Origin of the sequence: Sphingomonas rhamnosi (assembly GCF_036663615.1) — a bacterium.
Classification (GTDB): Bacteria; Pseudomonadota; Alphaproteobacteria; order Sphingomonadales; family Sphingomonadaceae; genus Sphingomonas.
This window is the reverse complement of record NZ_JAXOJJ010000002.1, coordinates 375,570-391,625: the sequence shown is the minus strand read 5'-3', so window position 1 is coordinate 391,625 and position 16,056 is coordinate 375,570. Positions and strand designations below refer to the sequence as shown.

Below are 16,056 nucleotides of genomic sequence, written 5' to 3'. Positions count from 1 at the left end.
ATTCAAAATGCGGGATCAAAGAATGCCGTCGGGGTCGATTTGGTCCCGCGGTTTGCGGCGGAACAGACCGAAGATTCGGTGGCGTGCGAGAAACAGGCCGGCGAGCGCGGTCACGCCCGCGACTGTGCCGGGGTTACGCTTCAAGGTATGCGCGCTTTTGTCGGCGAGCACGGTTCCCGCTTCGGTCAAGTCGCGCGCCGCCTTGCGGGCCAGCGTCTTCGGGTTGAGCCGCTCCTGCAACTCGCCCAGCGTTCGGGCGACGCGGGCGCGCGCCGCGTCGCGGTCGCGTTCGACTTGCGAGAGTTCGATCGGTGCGGTCATGACGTCGGTCCCCGCGGTGTGAGTTTTGATTTTCCGACGAATCCCAGGATCCCTGCGATTACCAAGACGACGCCGACGACGATCGCTGTCGCCCAACCGGGATGCATGATCGTCGAGAGCGCCATGATCGCCCCGACCAACAACGCGATCAGCGCTGCGAATGCCAGCGTCCCCGCAACCGCGAAGAACATCGCCGCCGTCTTGTACGCCGCCAGGGTGATGCCGAACTTCGCCTTGTAGACCGCGACTTCGGCCCCGGCGAGCGCACGCGTCTCACCGACGAGGCGCGTCACCAGTTCGGGTAGCGCCTCGTCATGGTCGGGCAGATAGGTCGCGGGGTCTGGCAACGGCTCAGGCCTTGTTCGCGTCGGAGTCGGGCGTGCTGCTCGTCGTGGACTCGAGCCCCGACTGGATCAGTCGGGCGACGACGAACCCGAGTGCGGCTGCGGCACCGATCGCGACGCCCGGGCTTTTCCGCACGAGCTCGCGCGCGTCGTCGATCAACTCGTCGACGTCCTTGGCCTTCACCTGCTCCGAAAAGCCGGTGACGCTGCTCGCCGCGGTCCGTGCATAGCCGCCATATTGCGCGCCAAGCTTGTCATCGACCTGGCTCGCGGCATCGGTGAGCATCTGCGCGAGTTGATCGAGGGCGCCGCTCGCCTTGGCCTTGCCGTCCTCGGCAAACATGCGTGCTTTGTCAGCCGCCTGCGTGCCGTAGCTACCCACGTTCTCGCGGATCGCCTGCTTCACGTCGGGCTTGGCGCCGCCGTCGGCGTGTTCACCGCTGTTCTGGCCGCCATCGGGCTTGCCGGACTCGTTGCCGATCGTGGCACCCTTCAGCGGCGCCGCGGGCGTCGCGTCGGTCGCGGTCGAGACGTCGTTGTCGCTCATCGGCGTTGCATCATTGTCTGCCATGGACATCCCTTTCAAAAACGTTGCGTTCTCAACCCCGGCGGGGGACGCGCGGTTCCATCGCGCCAGTGCGATTGCTCGATATCGTCCGAGGCGATAGAGCCGCCCCGACGGCCCGCGCGGCCAAATCGTAGGAGCATCGTTACGTGACCGCAATCATCGACATTCATGCACGGCAGATCCTCGACAGCCGTGGCAACCCGACGGTCGAAGTCGACGTACTGCTCGAGGATGGCAGCTTCGGTCGCGCGGCGGTGCCGTCGGGCGCATCGACCGGCGCGCATGAGGCGGTCGAGCGCCGCGACGGTGACAAGAGCCGCTGGGGCGGCAAGGGCGTCGATCAGGCCGTCGAGGCGGTCAACGAAGAGATCACCGACGCCGTGCTGGGCATGGACGCCGAGGACCAGGCCGATCTCGACCGCGCGATGATCGAGCTGGACGGCACCGAGAACAAGGGCCGCCTGGGCGCGAACGCGATCCTCGGCGTCAGCCTGGCAGTCGCCAAGGCCGCAGCCGAGGCGCGCGGACTGCCGCTGTATCGCTATATCGGCGGCGTGCAGGCGCACCTGCTGCCGGTGCCGATGATGAACATCATCAACGGCGGCGAGCATGCTGACAACCCGATCGATTTCCAGGAATTCATGATCGTGCCGGTCGGCGCGACCAACATCGTCGAGGCGGTTCGCTGCGGCTCGGAGATCTTCCACACGCTGAAGAAGGGCCTGAGCGAGAAGGGCCTGTCGACCAGCGTCGGCGACGAGGGCGGCTTCGCCCCCAACATCGGCAGCACCACCGAAGCGCTCGACTTCATCATGTCGAGCATCGAGAAGGCCGGCTACACGCCCGGCGAGGACGTGATGCTCGCGCTCGATTGCGCGGCGACCGAATTCTACAAGAACGGCAAGTACGACATTTCGGGCGAGGGCCGCATCCTCGACAGCCACGAAATGGCCCAATATCTTGCCGACCTGACGCGGCGCTACCCGATCTTCTCGGTCGAAGACGGCATGGCCGAGGATGATTGGGAGGGCTGGAAGGCGCTCACCGACCTGATCGGCGACAAGATCCAGCTGGTCGGCGACGACCTGTTCGTGACCAACCCGGTGCGGCTGAAGCGCGGCATCGACGGCGGCATCGCCAACTCGCTGCTGGTCAAGGTCAACCAGATCGGCACGCTGACCGAGACGCTGGAGGCGGTGTCGATGGCGCAGCGCGCGCGCTATACTGCCGTGATGAGCCACCGTTCGGGCGAGACCGAGGACGCGACGATCGCCGACCTAGCGGTCGCGACCAATTGCGGACAGATCAAGACCGGCAGCCTCGCGCGCAGCGATCGGCTCGCCAAGTACAACCAGCTGATCCGCATCGAGGAAGAGCTGGGCGACGCCGCGCGCTATGCGGGGCGCAGCATCCTCATCGGCGGCTGATCCGGAGACCGAGCATGGCACGTGTGACGAAGAGTTCGACCTTCCGGAAGACGATGCGCAAGGCGATGTGGCCCGCGGTCGGCCTCACGCTGATGGCGTTCTTCGGGGCGTATGCCGTGCTCGGATCCAACGGGATGTTCGCGTACGGCGACTACCGGCGCCAGCTTGCGGTACGCGAAAAGCATTATGCGGCGCTCGATCGCAAGCGCGAGGTGCTGAAGAACCGGGTGGCGTTGCTCAACCCTGATCATGCCAACCCCGACATGGTCGACGAAATGGTCCGCAAAGAACTGAACGTCGCGCACCCGGACGAGGTGATCGTTCCGCTGGGGAATTAACTCCCTCTCGCTCCGGGAGAGGGAAGAGGCCCGCGGCGCAGCCGTGGGAAGGGTGAGGGCGATCCGCGTGTCGCCCTCACCCTTCCGGCGCTTTGCGCCTCCTTCCCTCTCCGGAGGGAGAGGGGTTTTATTCAGCGTCCCAAAAACGTCAGCAGGTCGTTGGTGAAGCGCTCGCTTTCCGTCACGGTCAGGCCGTGCGGCGCGCCCTCGTATTCGACGAGCTGTGAACCCGCGATGCCCTTCGCGGCGGCGCGGCCGGTGGCGTCGATGGGGACGGTCTTGTCGCTGGTGCCATGGACGATCAGCGTCGGTACGCGGAACGCTGCGAGGTCGGCGCGGAAGTCGGTGTGGCCGAACGATTCGGCGCAGGCCAGCGTCGGCTTGAGCCCCGCCTGCATCGCAAGGCGCCAGGCCCAGTCGACGATCTCGTCGCTGACCGGCGAGGTGATGAACCCGACCCCGAAGAACTGCTGCAGGAAGGTACGGAAGAACGCCGGGCGATCCTCCTTGATCCCGGCACCGATCGCCTGAAGCTGCGCCTCTGGCACGCCGTGCGGATTGTCATCGGTCTTGAGCATGTACGGGACGACCGAGGCGATCAACCCTGCGGCGACGACGCCCTTGCCGTCATGGCGGCTCATGTAGCGCGCGACTTCGCCGCCGCCCATCGAGAACCCCACCAACGTCGCGTCCTCAGTCGCGCCTGTGGCTTCCATCACGTCGGCCAGGTCATCGGTCAGCGTGTCGTAATCATAACCGGTCCAGGGCTGGGCCGATCGGCCGAACCCGCGACGGTCGTACGCGATCGCGCGGAAGCCTGCGTCGGCAAGCGCCATGGCCTGCGCGTCCCAGCTGTCCGAGGACAAGGGCCAGCCATGGATCAGCACGACCGGGCGGCCGCTGCCCCAATCCTTGACGTAGAGATCGGTACCGTCGCGGGTTTTGATGTAGGGCATCGTTGTCGCCTTGCTGCTAGTTACGCCTGGGTAACGGACGGACCAGAGCGTCGTTCCGCGCTGGCGCCGACCAGCACGGTCTGCCAGCATCGCACGTCACGAATCAGGAGACTCGAATGCGGCTTGGTCTTGCACTGTCGGTTGCGGCGCTCGCGCTGGTGGGGGCGCCGTCGCGCGAACCGCCGGCAATGGCCGCGACTCCCGCGAAGAGCGGATGGGCGGGGTTCCGCGACGGCTTCATCGAGGGCTGGTTCCGCATCGACCCGGCCAATGCGGTGTATCAAGGGCGTCACGATTTCGACGGTGGCCTGGGTGACTGGAGCCCTGCCGGACTGAAGACTCAGGGCGATTTCCTGCGCGCGGCGATCACCCGGGCGCGGGGGTTCACCACGCTGAAGGGCGCGGACGCGTTCGAGCGCGACTATCTGATCAAGGTCGCCCAGGGAAAGCTGTTCTGGCTCGAGGATGCCGACCAGCCGCATAACAATCCGGCCTGGTATGTCGGCGCGGGGCTGGACCCCAATGTCTATGTCGCGCGCAACTATGCGCCGGCATCGGTGCGGATGAAGGCGCTGACCGCGTTCCTGCAAAAGGTGCCCGCGGCGGCCGCGAACATCCGCGCGAACCTGAAGACGCCGATGCCGCTGAGCTATGTCGATTACGGCACGGCTGCGTTCAACGGTTTTGCCGATTATTATGCGGGCGACGCGGTCAAGGCGTTCGCCAGCGTCAAGGATCCCGCGCTCCAGGCCCAGCTGTCCGCCGCGGCGACGCGCGCATCGGCGGCGATGAAAGCGTTGGGGACATGGACCGCGGCGCAACGCTCGACCGCCACGCAGGCGTTCCCGCTCGGCGCGGAACGCTTCTCGCGGATGGTGCTGGCGACCGAGGGAGTCGATACACCGCTGGCGACGCTGGAAGCCGCGGGCCGCGCCGACCTCAGGCGCAACCAGGCGGCGCTGGCGGAGGCGTGCGGGAAATTCGCGCCGGGGGCGTCGATCATCGACTGTATGGCGAAGATGAACGCCAACAAGCCGGCTGACGGCCCGGTCGCCGAGGCGCGGCGGCAAATTCCGACGCTGCGCAAGTTCGTCGTCGACCACGACCTCGTCACGATCCCGGGCACCGAGGAAGCGCTGGTCGAGGAGAGCCCGCCCTATAACCGCCAAAATTCGGCCTATATCGACCCGGCGGGACCGTTCGAGAAGGGCATCCCCTCGGTCTATTACATCTCGCCGCCCGACCCGAGCTGGACCAAGGCGGTGCAGGACGCGTTCGTGCCCGGCAAGCAGGACCTGCTGTTCACGTCGGTGCACGAGGTGATGCCGGGCCATTTCCTGCAGTTCCTGCATGCCAACCGCTCGCCGTCGCTCTTCGGGCAGTTGTTCGTCGGCTATGCCTATGCCGAGGGCTGGGCGCATTATGCCGAGGAAATGATGTGGGAGGCGGGGCTGAACAACGGCGATCCCGAGACGCATGTCGGCCAGATCTCCAACGCCCTGCTGCGCGACTGCCGCTATCTGTCGGCGATCGGCATGCATGCGCGCGGCATGACGCAGGACCAGTCGTTCCGGATGTTCGTCGACCAATGTTATCAGGACGAGGGCAATGCCAAGCAGCAGGCGGCGCGGGGGACGTACGACCCGGCCTATCTGAACTATACGCTCGGCAAGCTGATGATCCGCAGGCTGCGTGCCGACTGGACCGCCACGCATGGTGGGCGCGCGTCGTGGAAGGCGTTCCACGACCAGTTCTTGAGCTTTGGCGGCCCGCCGATCCCGCTGGTGCGCCAGGCGATGATGGGCGAGGCGAAGGCGACGGCGGCGTTTTAGGCGTCGCCCGTTACCCCGGCTTCGAGACGGGGTCCCGCTGTCGACTTCGCGAGAAGAAGCGGGACCCCGGGTCGAGCCCGGGGTGACGGTGATGGAGAGGCTAGCGGACCGTCGTCTGCGCTGGTTGCACGTCCACCGCCTCTTCCGTGGGTGGGTTGCGGATCGAGGGGCGCAGGCGCGCGACGCTGCATAGGCCGGCGACCAGCGCCAACCCAGCCGCGACAAGCGGCGGGGTCTTCCCCGCGCCGACCCCGATCGCCAGCAACGCCGCCACCAGCGTCGCGCCGGTGGTCTGCCCGACGAGGCGCACCGTCGACACTAGCCCGCCCGCCGCGGCGGCGCGTTCGCGCGGGGCACTGCCGATAATCAGGCGGGCATTGGGCGGCATGAACATCCCGAAGCCCGATCCGCACAGCGCCATTCGCCAGGCGACGTCGAAATAGCTCGGGTCCGCGGGCATGAACGCGATCAGCGCCAGCGCGACGATCGAGATGCTCATGCCGATCCCGCCGAGGATGCCGGCGGGGTAGCGGTCCGACAGCCAGCCCGCGAGCGGCGCGACGATCATGTTGGTCAGCGGCCACGGCGCGATCGCCGCGCCAACCTCGGCCGCGGTCCAGCCGAAGCCTTGCGTCAGTCGGAACGGCGTCGACAGCAGCAACGTCATCGAGGCGACGAACGCGGTGAACGCGCCGATCGCCGACAGCGCGAGCACGGGCCGCGCGAGCAGGTCGATCGGCAGGATCGGTTGCGGCTCGCCGCGCTCACGCCGGACAAAATAATAGCCGATCAGCATGCCCGTCACCACGATGGCGGCGGACACCACCGGGCTGTTGCCGTGCACCGCGGTCTCGGCGCCGCCGATGACCAGCCCGAACATCGCCGCGCACATCACGGCGCCCAGCACGTCGAACTTCTCCTCGCGCGGGATTGGGTCGGGCAGGGAGCGGCCGAGCACAAGGCTGAGAACCGCGAATGGTACCGCGCTGGCGAACACCCAGGGCCAGGGCGCGATGGCCAGCACGAGCCCGCCCAGCGTCGGCGCAAGCGCCGCCGAGCTCGACACCACGACCGAGTTGATCCCGAGACCGCGACCGAGCTGCTTGGCGGGATAGATCGACCGGATCAGCGCCGACGATACGCTGAGCGCCGCGGCCGCCCCCAGCGCCTGCGCTGCGCGCACGACGAGCAGGAAGGGGAGGCTCTTGGCGAAGAAGCAGAGGAGCGTCGCGACCGTGAAGAGCAGCTGGCCATATTGGTACATCCGCTTCAGCCCGATGCGGTCGCCGAGCCCCGAAAAGGGAAGCAGCGCCATCGCGAGGATCAGCTGATAGACCGTGACCACGGTCACCACCGCGCTGCTGTCGACGGACAGGTCGCGGGCGATCGTCGGAAGCGCGACGGTCGCGATGCCGCCGTCGATGATCGTCAGCGCGGTGCCGGCGGAAATCGCCGCGACGGCGAGATAGCGGCGAGGTTTGGGAAGGCCGTCTTGCATCTGAGGCCCTACTCCGTCACCTCTGACTTGTTCCGGGTCCGGTGGAGAGTTCTGATATGCGGCGTATTTGGGTTTCGGCAGTAGCGGCATTGCTTGCGAGCGGCAGCGCGGTCGCGCAAACGGCGACGATGACCAAGAACGATGCCACCGACCCCTATATCTGGCTCGAGGACAAGGACGGCGCGAAGCCGCTCGCCTGGGTCGAGGCCGAAAACGCCAAGACGCTGCCGCGGCTGCAGAACGACCCGCGCTACGCGACCTTCCATGCCGAGGCGCTGGCGATCGCGTCGGCCAAGGACCGCATCCCGATGCCCGACCAGCGCTTTGGGCGGATCTATAATTTCTGGCGCGATGCCGAGCACCCGCACGGCCTGTGGCGCTGGACCAGCGAGGCGGACTACGCGACCGCCGCGCCGAACTGGACGGTCGCGCTAGACCTCGACGCGCTCGGCAAGGCCGAGGGCAAGCAATGGGTGTGGAAGGGTGCGACCTGCCTGCAACCCGAGGAGCGGCTGTGTCTGGTCGCGTTGTCCGAGGGCGGCGAGGACGCGGTGACGTATCGCGAATTCGACCTTTCGACCGGGCAGTTCGTGGCCAACGGCTTTTCGCTGCCGACGTCGAAGCAGGATGCGACCTGGGTCGACAAGGACACGTTGCTGGTGGCGCGCGACTGGGGTCCGGGCACGACGACCGCGTCGAGCTATGCGTTCGTGATGAAGCAGGTGAAGCGCGGGCAACCGCTGACCGCCGCGACCGAGGTGTATCGCGGTGCGGCGACGGACCAGGGCAGCACCGGCGCCAACGTGCTGACCGACGACAAGGGCAATCGGCTGGTCGTGATCCAGCGCCGTTCGACCTTCTTCGGCGCGGACAAGCTGTTGTGGACGCCGACCGGGATCAAGCCGCTGGCACTGCCGCCGCGGACCTTCCCGGTCGCCCTGGTTGACGGGCAGGTGATCTTCTCGACCAGCGAGCCCTGGGGCAAGGTGCCCGCCGGCGCGATCGCGTCGGTGCCGCTCGCCGATGTCGAGCGTGGCACGATGACGCCGACGGTGATCTTCGCACCGAACGCACGGCAATCGGTCGACGGCGTCGCGGGGACGAAATCGAAGCTGATCGCGGTCGTCACCGACAATGTCCGCGGCCGCGCGATGGTGTTCTCGCATGGTGCGAAGGGCTGGACGTCTGCGCCGCTGACGCTGCCCGACAATGCCTCGATCGATGTGGCGAGCAGCAGCGACCGCAGCGACCATGCCTATCTGACCGTCACCGGCTTCCTGACGCCGACCTCGCTGTGGACGCTGGACGCCGCAGGCGGCGCGCCCAAGTCGATCAAGACGCTGCCGGCAAAGTTCGACGCATCGGGCGATGTCGTCGAACAGTTCGAGGCGACGTCCACCGACGGGACGAAGGTGCCGTATTTCGTCGTCCACAAGAAGGGCATCGCACTCGACGGCGCGACGCCGACGATCATGACCGCCTATGGCGGGTTCGAGGTGTCGATGACCCCGAGCTATTCGGGGTCGACCGGCAAGCTTTGGCTCGAGCGCGGTGGCAGCTATGTGCTCGCCAACATCCGCGGCGGCGGTGAGTTCGGCCCCGCGTGGCACGATGCGGGCCGTAAGACCAAGCGGCAGGTGATCTACGACGATTTCGCCGCGGTCGCGAAGGACCTGTTCGCGCGGAAACTTACCAGTCCGGCGAAGCTCGGCATCTATGGCGGGTCCAACGGCGGGCTGCTGATGGGCGTCGAGTTCAATCAGCATCCCGATCTGTGGAAAGCGGTGACCATCCAGGTGCCGCTCCTCGACATGATCCGCTACGAGGGGATCGCGGCCGGCGCGTCGTGGGTCGACGAGTACGGATCCGTCTCGGTGCCTGAGGAAAAGGCGTTCCTCGAGACGATTTCGCCCTATCAGAACATCAAGAAGGGGGTGGCGTATCCGGAGCCATACATCTGGACGACGACCAAGGACGACCGCGTCGGGCCTCAGCATGCACGCAAATTCGCGGCGCGGCTGAAGGAGTATGGGCTGCCCTATCTGTTCTACGAGGACACGGCGGGCGGGCATTCGGGCGATGCGGATATTGCGCAGGGCGCGCGGCTGCAGGCGCTGCAGATGACCTATTTCGCGCAGAAGCTGATGGGACCAGCGAAATAGCGATCTGCCGTCATCCTGACACCGGTCAGGATGACGGCATAGGTCTTAGCGGCAGCGGACCTGCGCGTTGTTCTGATCGACCGCACGGCCGGCGAGCCCGCCGACCGCTGCGCCGAGTAGCGTGCCGACGGTGCGCGAGCGGCCGCCGTCGATGACGTTGCCGAGGATGCCGCCACCCGCCGCGCCGACGATGAGACCGGTGGTACCGTCACCGCGCTTGCAGTAATATTTGCCATCCTGGCCGGCATAGACGCGGTCGTCGTTGCTCAGCACGCGCTCGCGGTAATTCGGGCCGACCCGGTAATCGCGGGCGGGGTCGTAATTGCCCTCGTCGCGCTCATCGGCATAATTCTGGTTGTCGTAGCGTGCGTCCGGCGCCTGGCGGTAGGGGCCGCTCTGGTTCTGATAGCCGCTGCGTGCTGAGCGGTAGCGATCGGCTTCCTGGCGGTAGAGCTGGTATTCGCGGTCGAATCGGCTCTGCGCCTGCGCGAAGCGCGCATCGTCGGCGGAACTTTGCGCGACGGCGGGCGCGGCGGCGGCGAGGCAGGTCGCGGCGATCAGCGACAGGGTGACGGGCAGACGCATTCTCGGTCCTTTCACATCAGATACGGGCGGCGGCATTATGCCACCGCCCGCAGGTTTCGTCAGCGGCAGATCTGCACGCGGCGATGATGGCGCCATTCGGTGCGGCAGCGCTGGCTGTAGCCATGATGCCGGTCATAGCCGCGGCCACGGAAGCGGCGGTCATCGCGACGATCGTGGTGGTCGTTGCCGCGGTGATCCTGACTATAGCCGCGATCATAGCGCTGCGCCTCGGCGGGGGCGGCGACGCCGATGCTGAGGGTGGCGACGGCAAGGCCGGCGGCGATCAGCTGGGTGAACTTCATGTGCGTTCCTTTCGGTCCCGACGATCGGGGATGCCGGCCTTGTACGGCGGCGAACAGACATCGTTCCTGAACGGCATTGTCGGCTGCTGTACAGGTTCGGTCCGGCGGCAATCTCGTCCGCTCACCCCAACGTAACGAAGCTGTCCATCACGCGTTTTTGCCCGGCATTTTCGAAATCGATCTCGAGCTTGTTGCCCTCGATCACCAGGATCGCGCCATAGCCGAATTTCTGGTGGAACACGCGCATGCCGACGCTGAGATCGTCGCGGCCCTTGTTGCCGAGGCTGACCGCGCTGGCGCGGCTCTCGACGACGCGGGAGGGGCCGGCCGAGAAGCTGCTGCCGGGGCTCGCCGCGCGCTGCCAGCCGGGGCCGCGGCCGGTGCCGCGGGCGACGTCGGCGAAGGGGTCGGCCTTTTCGGACCAATTGGCCTGCCATAGGCTTGCGCCGCCCGACATGGTCGTCTCCGCCTCGATATGCTCGGCCGGAAGTTCGCCGACGAAGCGGCTGGGGATCGAGGAATTCCACTGGCCGTAGATGCGGCGGTTGGCGGCGTGGATGATCACCGCCAGGCGCCGCGCGCGGGTGATCGCGACGTACGCCAGGCGGCGCTCTTCCTCAAGGCTCTTGACGCCGCCTTCGTCGAGCGAGCGCTGCGACGGGAACAGGCCTTCTTCCCAACCGACCAGGAAGACGGTGTCGTATTCGAGGCCCTTCGCGGCGTGGATGGTCATGATCGTGACCTGCGGGTCCTGCGCGCCGCCTTCATTGTCCATGACCAGCGACACGTGTTCGAGGAACGCGCCGAGCGAGTCATATTCCTCCATCGCGCGGACCAGTTCGCTGAGGTTCTCCAGCCGGCCGGTGGCCTCGACCGATTTCTCGGCCTGGTACATCGCGGTGTAGCCGCTCTCGTCGAGCAACTGCCGCGCGAGTTCGGCGTGGGGCAGGCTGGTCGCCATGTCGCGCCAGCGCGCGATGTCGCCGACGAGGCGGCCCAGCGACTTCTTCGCGGCGCCGGTCAGTTCGTCGGTGTCGAGGATGCGGGCAGCGGCGGTGGTGAGCGGGACGCCGGTGGCGCGGGCGAGCTGGTGGATGCGCGCGACCGCCTTGTCGCCCAATCCGCGTTTCGGCACGTTGACGATGCGTTCGAAGGCGAGGTCGTCGGCCGGCTGGTTGACGACGCGGAGATAGGCGAGCGCATCGCGGATTTCGGCACGTTCGTAGAAGCGGAAGCCGCCGACGATCTTGTACGGCATGCCGATCGCGATGAAGCGATCCTCGAACTCGCGGGTCTGATGCTGCGCGCGGACCAAGATCGCGACCTCGTCGAGCGTCTTGCCGGAGCGACGGACGAGGTCGATCTCGTCGCCGACACGGCGCGCTTCCTCGGGGCCGTCCCAGACGCCGATGACTTTCACCTTCTCGCCGACGTCGCGCTCGGTCCAGAGCTGCTTGCCAAGGCGGCCGCCATTGTTGGCGATCACGCCAGAGGCGGCGCCGAGGATATGCGGCGTGCTGCGGTAATTCTGTTCGAGGCGTATGATCTTCGCGCCCGGGAAATCCTTCTCGAACTTCAGAATGTTCTCGACCTGCGCGCCGCGCCAGGAATAGATCGACTGGTCGTCGTCGCCGACGCAGGCGATGTTCTTGCGCTCCTGTGCGAGCAGGCGGAGCCAGAGATATTGGGACGAGTTGGTGTCCTGATACTCGTCGACCATGATGTATTTGAAGCGCGTCTGATACTGTTCGAGCACGTCGCGGTGGCGCTTCAGGATGACGAGCATGTGGAGCAGCAGGTCGCCGAAATCGCACGCGTTGAGCGCGATCAGGCGGGCCTGGTATTGCTGGTAGAGCTCGCCGCCGCGGCCGTTGGCGTAGCGTTCGCTCTCACCGGCATCGATGTCGGCGGGGACGAGGCCCTTGTTCTTCCACTGGTCGATCAGCCCGGCGAGCGAGCGCGCCGGGAAACGCTTCTCGTCGATATCGGCGGCCAGGATCAGCTGTTTCAGCAGCCGCAGCTGGTCGTCGGTGTCGAGGATCGTGAAGTTCGATTGCAACCCGACGAGCTCGGCATGGCGGCGCAGCATCTTGGCGGCGATCGCGTGGAAGGTGCCGAGCCACGGCATCCCCTCGACCGCGTCGCCGACCAGCCGGCCGACCCGCTCGCGCATCTCGCGCGCCGCCTTGTTGGTGAAGGTGACCGAGAGAATCTCGCTCGGCCACGCCTTTCGCGTGAAGATCAGGTGCGCGAGCCGCGCCGTGAGCGCGGCGGTCTTGCCGGTGCCGGCGCCGGCGATGATCAGCACCGGGCCGTCGGTGGTCAGCACCGCCTCGCGCTGCGGCGGGTTGAGGCCGCGGAGATAGGGCGGGTCGGCTTGGGCGGTCTGGGCGAGCTGGTTCACCGGTGAACAGGTAGGGAACGGCGACGGTTGGGGCAAGCACGGAAGCCTTGCAGACCCACCGAAGTTGTGGAACAAAACGGGAAACAATGGGAGGCGATTCGATGAGCGACGGGTTGACGGGCGGGTGTCATTGCGGTGCGGTGCGGTACGAAGCGGAGGGGCAACCCCAGCATCATGCGCTGTGCCATTGCTCGGACTGCCGCGGGAGTGCGGGCGCGCCGATGGTCGGGTGGATCGCCTTCAAGGCGGACCAGGTGAGCGTGACCGGAAATCCGACGACGTATGAATCGTCGGCGAGCGGGCGGCGGCAGTTTTGCGGGCGGTGCGGGACCGGGCTGTTCTATACCAATGCGGAAATGCTGCCGGGGATCATCGATATCCAGTCGTGCACGCTCGACGACGTGGAAGCGGTCGCGCCCGACGCGCACATCCAGGTTGCTGAGCGGTTGGCCTGGATGAAGAGCATCGACCTGCTGCCGGTGTTCGAGCGATATCCGGGGATGTGACGGGAGCGGCTGTCCAAGAGCGCCCGGTATCCGTCACCCCCGCGAAGGTCGGGATCTCCTGCGGCTGGCGCGACGCTTCTGCCCGAGGAGATCCCCGCCTTCGCTGGGATGACGAGGGGAAGACAAGCGCTTGCGTAGGTCCCCGTTCTCGGGTGCCGCGGCGAAACGGCTGGGTCCTTGAGTGGCGCCCTGTCATAAAATCGTCACCTGCGCGGACGAAAGCGGGCGGGTCATGGCAACCACCTTTACACCGCTCGGTGAATCGACCGCGCCGCCGCCCGAGCACGCGCATGTCCCCGTTGGTCCGCGCCTGGACCACGCCCTCCACCCGTCGAGCCGCTGGATATTCCTCGCCGTCCTGCTCGGCGGGCTCGGCTATGCCGGGTTCAGCGTGTTCGTCGACACCGCGCAGGTCGGCGAGAGCCTGGCGCTCGGCGCGTTTGCGTTCCTAGCGCTCGCGCTGCTGATCGCGCTGGGGTTCGAATTCGTCAACGGCTTCCACGACACCGCCAACGCGGTCGCGACGGTGATCTACACGCATTCGTTGCCCGCGCCGGTCGCGGTGGTGTGGTCGGGGTTCTTCAATTTCCTCGGCGTGGTGCTCTCGTCGGGCGCGGTCGCCTATTCGATCATCACGCTGCTGCCGGTCGATCTGATCCTGCACGTCGGCAGCGCGGGCGGGTTCGCGATGATCTTCGCGCTGCTGCTGGCGGCGATCCTGTGGAACCTGGCCACCTGGTTCGTGGGTCTGCCCAATTCGTCGAGCCATGCGCTGATCGGCTCGATCCTGGGCGTCGGGCTCGCCAACCAGATCTTGCATGGCGGCACCGGCGGCACCTCGGGCGTCGACATGGCACAGGTATGGAAAGTGCTGTCGGCACTCGCGTTCAGCCCGCTGATCGGGTTCGGCGGCGCGTTGCTCCTGCTGCTGGTGATGAAGCGGTTCGTGCGCGACAAGACGCTGTACGAGGCGCCCAAGAACGCTGCGCCGCCGCCCAAGGGGATCCGTGCGCTCCTGATCGCGACCTGCACCGCAGTCAGCTTCGCGCATGGCAGCAACGACGGGCAGAAGGGCATGGGGCTGATCATGTTGATCCTGATCGGCTGCGCGCCGACCGCCTATGCGCTCAATCGTACCGTGCCCGAGAGCGCGACGCCGGCATTCGTGCAGGCCGCGCGCGCGGCGTCGAGCGCCTATGCCGCGCATGCCAACGGCGCGACGGCCGATCTGCCCGCCGCGCGCGCCGTCGTTACGCAGGCGCTGACCACCAAGCGCGCGGACGATCCGGCGGTCTATGGCGGGCTCGCCGCGCTGTCGAACGACGTCGCGAGCCGGATCGCGGGCTATGGTTCGCTGGGCAAGGTGCCGGCGGCGGCGACGCCGAACCTGCGCAACGACATGTATCTGGTGCTCGACACCACCAAGCTGGTCGCCGTCGACAAGGGCGCGCAAAGCCGGTTTACCGCGCAGGAAATGACCGTGCTCAAGAGCTATGGCTCGCAGCTCGAACGCGGCACGCGCTACATCCCGCTGTGGGTCAAGGTGACGGTCGCGCTGGCGCTGGGACTGGGCACGATGGTCGGATGGAAGCGGATCGTCGTCACCGTCGGCGAGCGCATCGGCAAGACGCATCTGACCTATGGCATGGGCGCGTCGGCCGAACTGATGGCGGCGGCGACGATCCTGCTGGCGGATCGCTATGGCCTGCCGGTATCGACCACGCACATCCTGTCGTCGGGTGTCGCCGGCGCGAGCGTCGCCAACGGCGCCGGGCTGCAGCGCCGGACGATCCGCAACATGGTGCTGGCCTGGGTGATGACGCTGCCGGTCGCGATGCTGTTGTCGGGCTTGCTGTACTGGGCACTGCTCGGCATCGCGGGCGCACTAGGATATTGAGCCCCGACGATTTTTACGGAACAACCGGTTCGCGACGTCGTTACTGAACCGTTATAACAGGGAGTAGTATCATGTCGGATTATCGCACCACGGACACCGTCGTCGTCAAGCGCCGCGGCGCAGGCTCGACGATCGCGATCATTCTGGTTGTCATCGCGCTGATCGTCGGCGTGCTGTTCGCGACCGGGTTCTGGAGCGCAGACGTCAAGAAGGACGGTGCGCTGCCGCAGGTTTCGGTCAAGGGCGGCGAGCTGCCCAAGGTCGACATGGACTCGAAGGAAGTCGTCGTCGGCACCAAGAAGACTGAAGTCGAAGTGCCCAAGGTCAAGACCGAGACCGAAACCGTCGACGTGCCCGTCGTGGGCGTGAAGAAGTAAGCGGTTACATCCGCTGAGCGATGAAGGCCTCCACCTCGCGGTGGGGGCCTTTTTCGTTGGGTTTACCGCACGTTGCCGTCCGCCCGGGGAAGGACGGATGCGCCTGGCATCTCAAGACCGAGCCGTGGTTGGGCACCGAACGTTTGAAGGACGAGGCCAGTATGCTGAAGCAGATCAACGAGGCCGGAAGCCGGGTTGCCGGCCGTACGGCGGATCTGGCAGGGACGCCGATCGCGATCGTGCTGGTCGCCGTGTTCTGCGCCGGGTGGTTCGTCCGCGCAGGTGCCGCTGGCGAAAACCTGTTGACGCTGATCCTGTCGGTGGCGTCGATCACGTTGACGCAGATGGTGCTCAACGGGCAGCGCCGCAGCGAGCAGGCCCTGCACCTGAAGATGGACGAGCTGGTCTATGCGATGCAGGGCGCGCGCAACGCGGTGGCAGGGATCGAGGGCAAGTCGATCGACGAACTGGAGGCGCTGCGCCGAGGGGGCGAAGCCGCCGAAGAGGAGCTGGAGGAGCGTGGCGTCCCGGAGTGATGC

General features: G+C 66.7%; 16 protein-coding genes. 8 read left to right on the top strand and 8 right to left on the bottom strand.

Annotated elements, in window-relative coordinates; translation table 11 throughout:
* Window positions 1–15: 15 nt before the first annotated feature.
* The 3 genes from U1701_RS06840 to U1701_RS06830 are packed head-to-tail and all read right to left on the bottom strand — an operon-like array spanning window position 16 to window position 1,236.
* Window positions 16–321 (bottom strand): DUF3618 domain-containing protein, encoded by a 306-nt coding sequence (locus U1701_RS06840; RefSeq protein WP_332781790.1) that lies wholly within the window; start codon window positions 319–321, stop codon window positions 16–18.
* A complete protein-coding gene (locus U1701_RS06835) occupies window positions 318–668 on the bottom strand; it encodes a phage holin family protein (protein WP_332781789.1) in 351 nt (116 codons plus the stop codon). The genes U1701_RS06840 and U1701_RS06835 overlap by 4 nt, the downstream gene beginning before the upstream one ends.
* Window positions 669–672: 4 nt before the next feature.
* On the bottom strand, window positions 673–1,236 hold the full coding sequence (locus U1701_RS06830) for a hypothetical protein (protein ID WP_332781788.1): 564 nt from the start codon (window positions 1,234–1,236) through the stop codon (window positions 673–675).
* Between the two features lie 143 nt (window positions 1,237–1,379).
* Between U1701_RS06830 and eno the strand changes: the two genes are divergently transcribed.
* Together eno and U1701_RS06820 are read left to right on the top strand one after the other, a co-directional pair.
* A complete protein-coding gene (eno, locus tag U1701_RS06825) occupies window positions 1,380–2,660 on the top strand; it encodes a phosphopyruvate hydratase (protein ID WP_332781787.1) in 1,281 nt (426 codons plus the stop codon).
* 14 nt (window positions 2,661–2,674) lie between these two features.
* Window positions 2,675–2,998: an FtsB family cell division protein gene (locus U1701_RS06820; RefSeq protein WP_332781786.1), complete on the top strand. Its 324-nt coding sequence runs from the start codon at window positions 2,675–2,677 to the stop codon at window positions 2,996–2,998.
* A gap of 131 nt (window positions 2,999–3,129) precedes the next feature.
* Here the strand turns inward: U1701_RS06820 and U1701_RS06815 are convergent, their stop codons facing one another.
* Complete coding sequence (locus tag U1701_RS06815) at window positions 3,130–3,954, bottom strand: alpha/beta fold hydrolase (protein ID WP_332781785.1); 825 nt, start codon at window positions 3,952–3,954, stop codon at window positions 3,130–3,132.
* 116 nt (window positions 3,955–4,070) lie between these two features.
* Between U1701_RS06815 and U1701_RS06810 the strand changes: the two genes are divergently transcribed.
* Window positions 4,071–5,786, top strand: a complete 1,716-nt coding sequence (locus U1701_RS06810) for a DUF885 domain-containing protein (protein ID WP_332781784.1) — start codon at window positions 4,071–4,073, stop codon at window positions 5,784–5,786.
* 100 nt (window positions 5,787–5,886) lie between these two features.
* Here the strand turns inward: U1701_RS06810 and U1701_RS06805 are convergent, their stop codons facing one another.
* Window positions 5,887–7,284 carry an MFS transporter gene (locus U1701_RS06805; protein WP_332781783.1) on the bottom strand — a complete coding sequence of 466 codons (1,398 nt, stop codon included), beginning with the start codon at window positions 7,282–7,284 and terminating at the stop codon, window positions 5,887–5,889.
* 56 nt (window positions 7,285–7,340) lie between these two features.
* On the opposite strand from U1701_RS06805, the gene U1701_RS06800 reads away from it, so the two are divergent.
* Window positions 7,341–9,446: a prolyl oligopeptidase family serine peptidase gene (locus U1701_RS06800; protein ID WP_332781782.1), complete on the top strand. Its 2,106-nt coding sequence runs from the start codon at window positions 7,341–7,343 to the stop codon at window positions 9,444–9,446.
* A gap of 45 nt (window positions 9,447–9,491) precedes the next feature.
* Here U1701_RS06800 and U1701_RS06795 read toward each other — a convergent pair whose 3' ends face one another.
* The 3 genes from U1701_RS06795 to U1701_RS06785 all read right to left on the bottom strand — a co-directional run bounded on the left by U1701_RS06795 (window position 9,492) and on the right by U1701_RS06785 (window position 12,737).
* On the bottom strand, window positions 9,492–10,031 hold the full coding sequence (locus U1701_RS06795; protein WP_332781781.1) for a glycine zipper 2TM domain-containing protein: 540 nt from the start codon (window positions 10,029–10,031) through the stop codon (window positions 9,492–9,494).
* 59 nt (window positions 10,032–10,090) lie between these two features.
* A complete protein-coding gene (locus U1701_RS06790; protein ID WP_332781780.1) occupies window positions 10,091–10,333 on the bottom strand; it encodes a hypothetical protein in 243 nt (80 codons plus the stop codon).
* Window positions 10,334–10,454: 121 nt separating this feature from the next.
* The gene (locus U1701_RS06785) at window positions 10,455–12,737 is read right to left on the bottom strand and encodes an ATP-dependent helicase (RefSeq protein ID WP_332781779.1); all 2,283 of its coding nucleotides are present in this window, start codon (window positions 12,735–12,737) and stop codon (window positions 10,455–10,457) included.
* 101 nt (window positions 12,738–12,838) lie between these two features.
* Here U1701_RS06785 and U1701_RS06780 point away from each other — a divergent pair, with 101 nt between their 5' ends.
* From U1701_RS06780 to U1701_RS06765, 4 genes are all read left to right on the top strand, one after another.
* On the top strand, window positions 12,839–13,243 hold the full coding sequence (locus U1701_RS06780; RefSeq protein WP_332781778.1) for a GFA family protein: 405 nt from the start codon (window positions 12,839–12,841) through the stop codon (window positions 13,241–13,243).
* Between the two features lie 232 nt (window positions 13,244–13,475).
* Window positions 13,476–15,140, top strand: a complete 1,665-nt coding sequence (locus U1701_RS06775; protein WP_443026002.1) for an inorganic phosphate transporter — start codon at window positions 13,476–13,478, stop codon at window positions 15,138–15,140.
* A 71-nt stretch (window positions 15,141–15,211) separates the two neighbouring features.
* Window positions 15,212–15,517, top strand: coding sequence for a hypothetical protein (locus U1701_RS06770; RefSeq protein ID WP_332781777.1), 306 nt, complete (start codon window positions 15,212–15,214; stop codon window positions 15,515–15,517).
* Window positions 15,518–15,678: 161 nt separating this feature from the next.
* A complete protein-coding gene (locus U1701_RS06765; protein ID WP_332781776.1) occupies window positions 15,679–16,053 on the top strand; it encodes a low affinity iron permease family protein in 375 nt (124 codons plus the stop codon).
* Window positions 16,054–16,056: the final 3 nt, after the last annotated feature.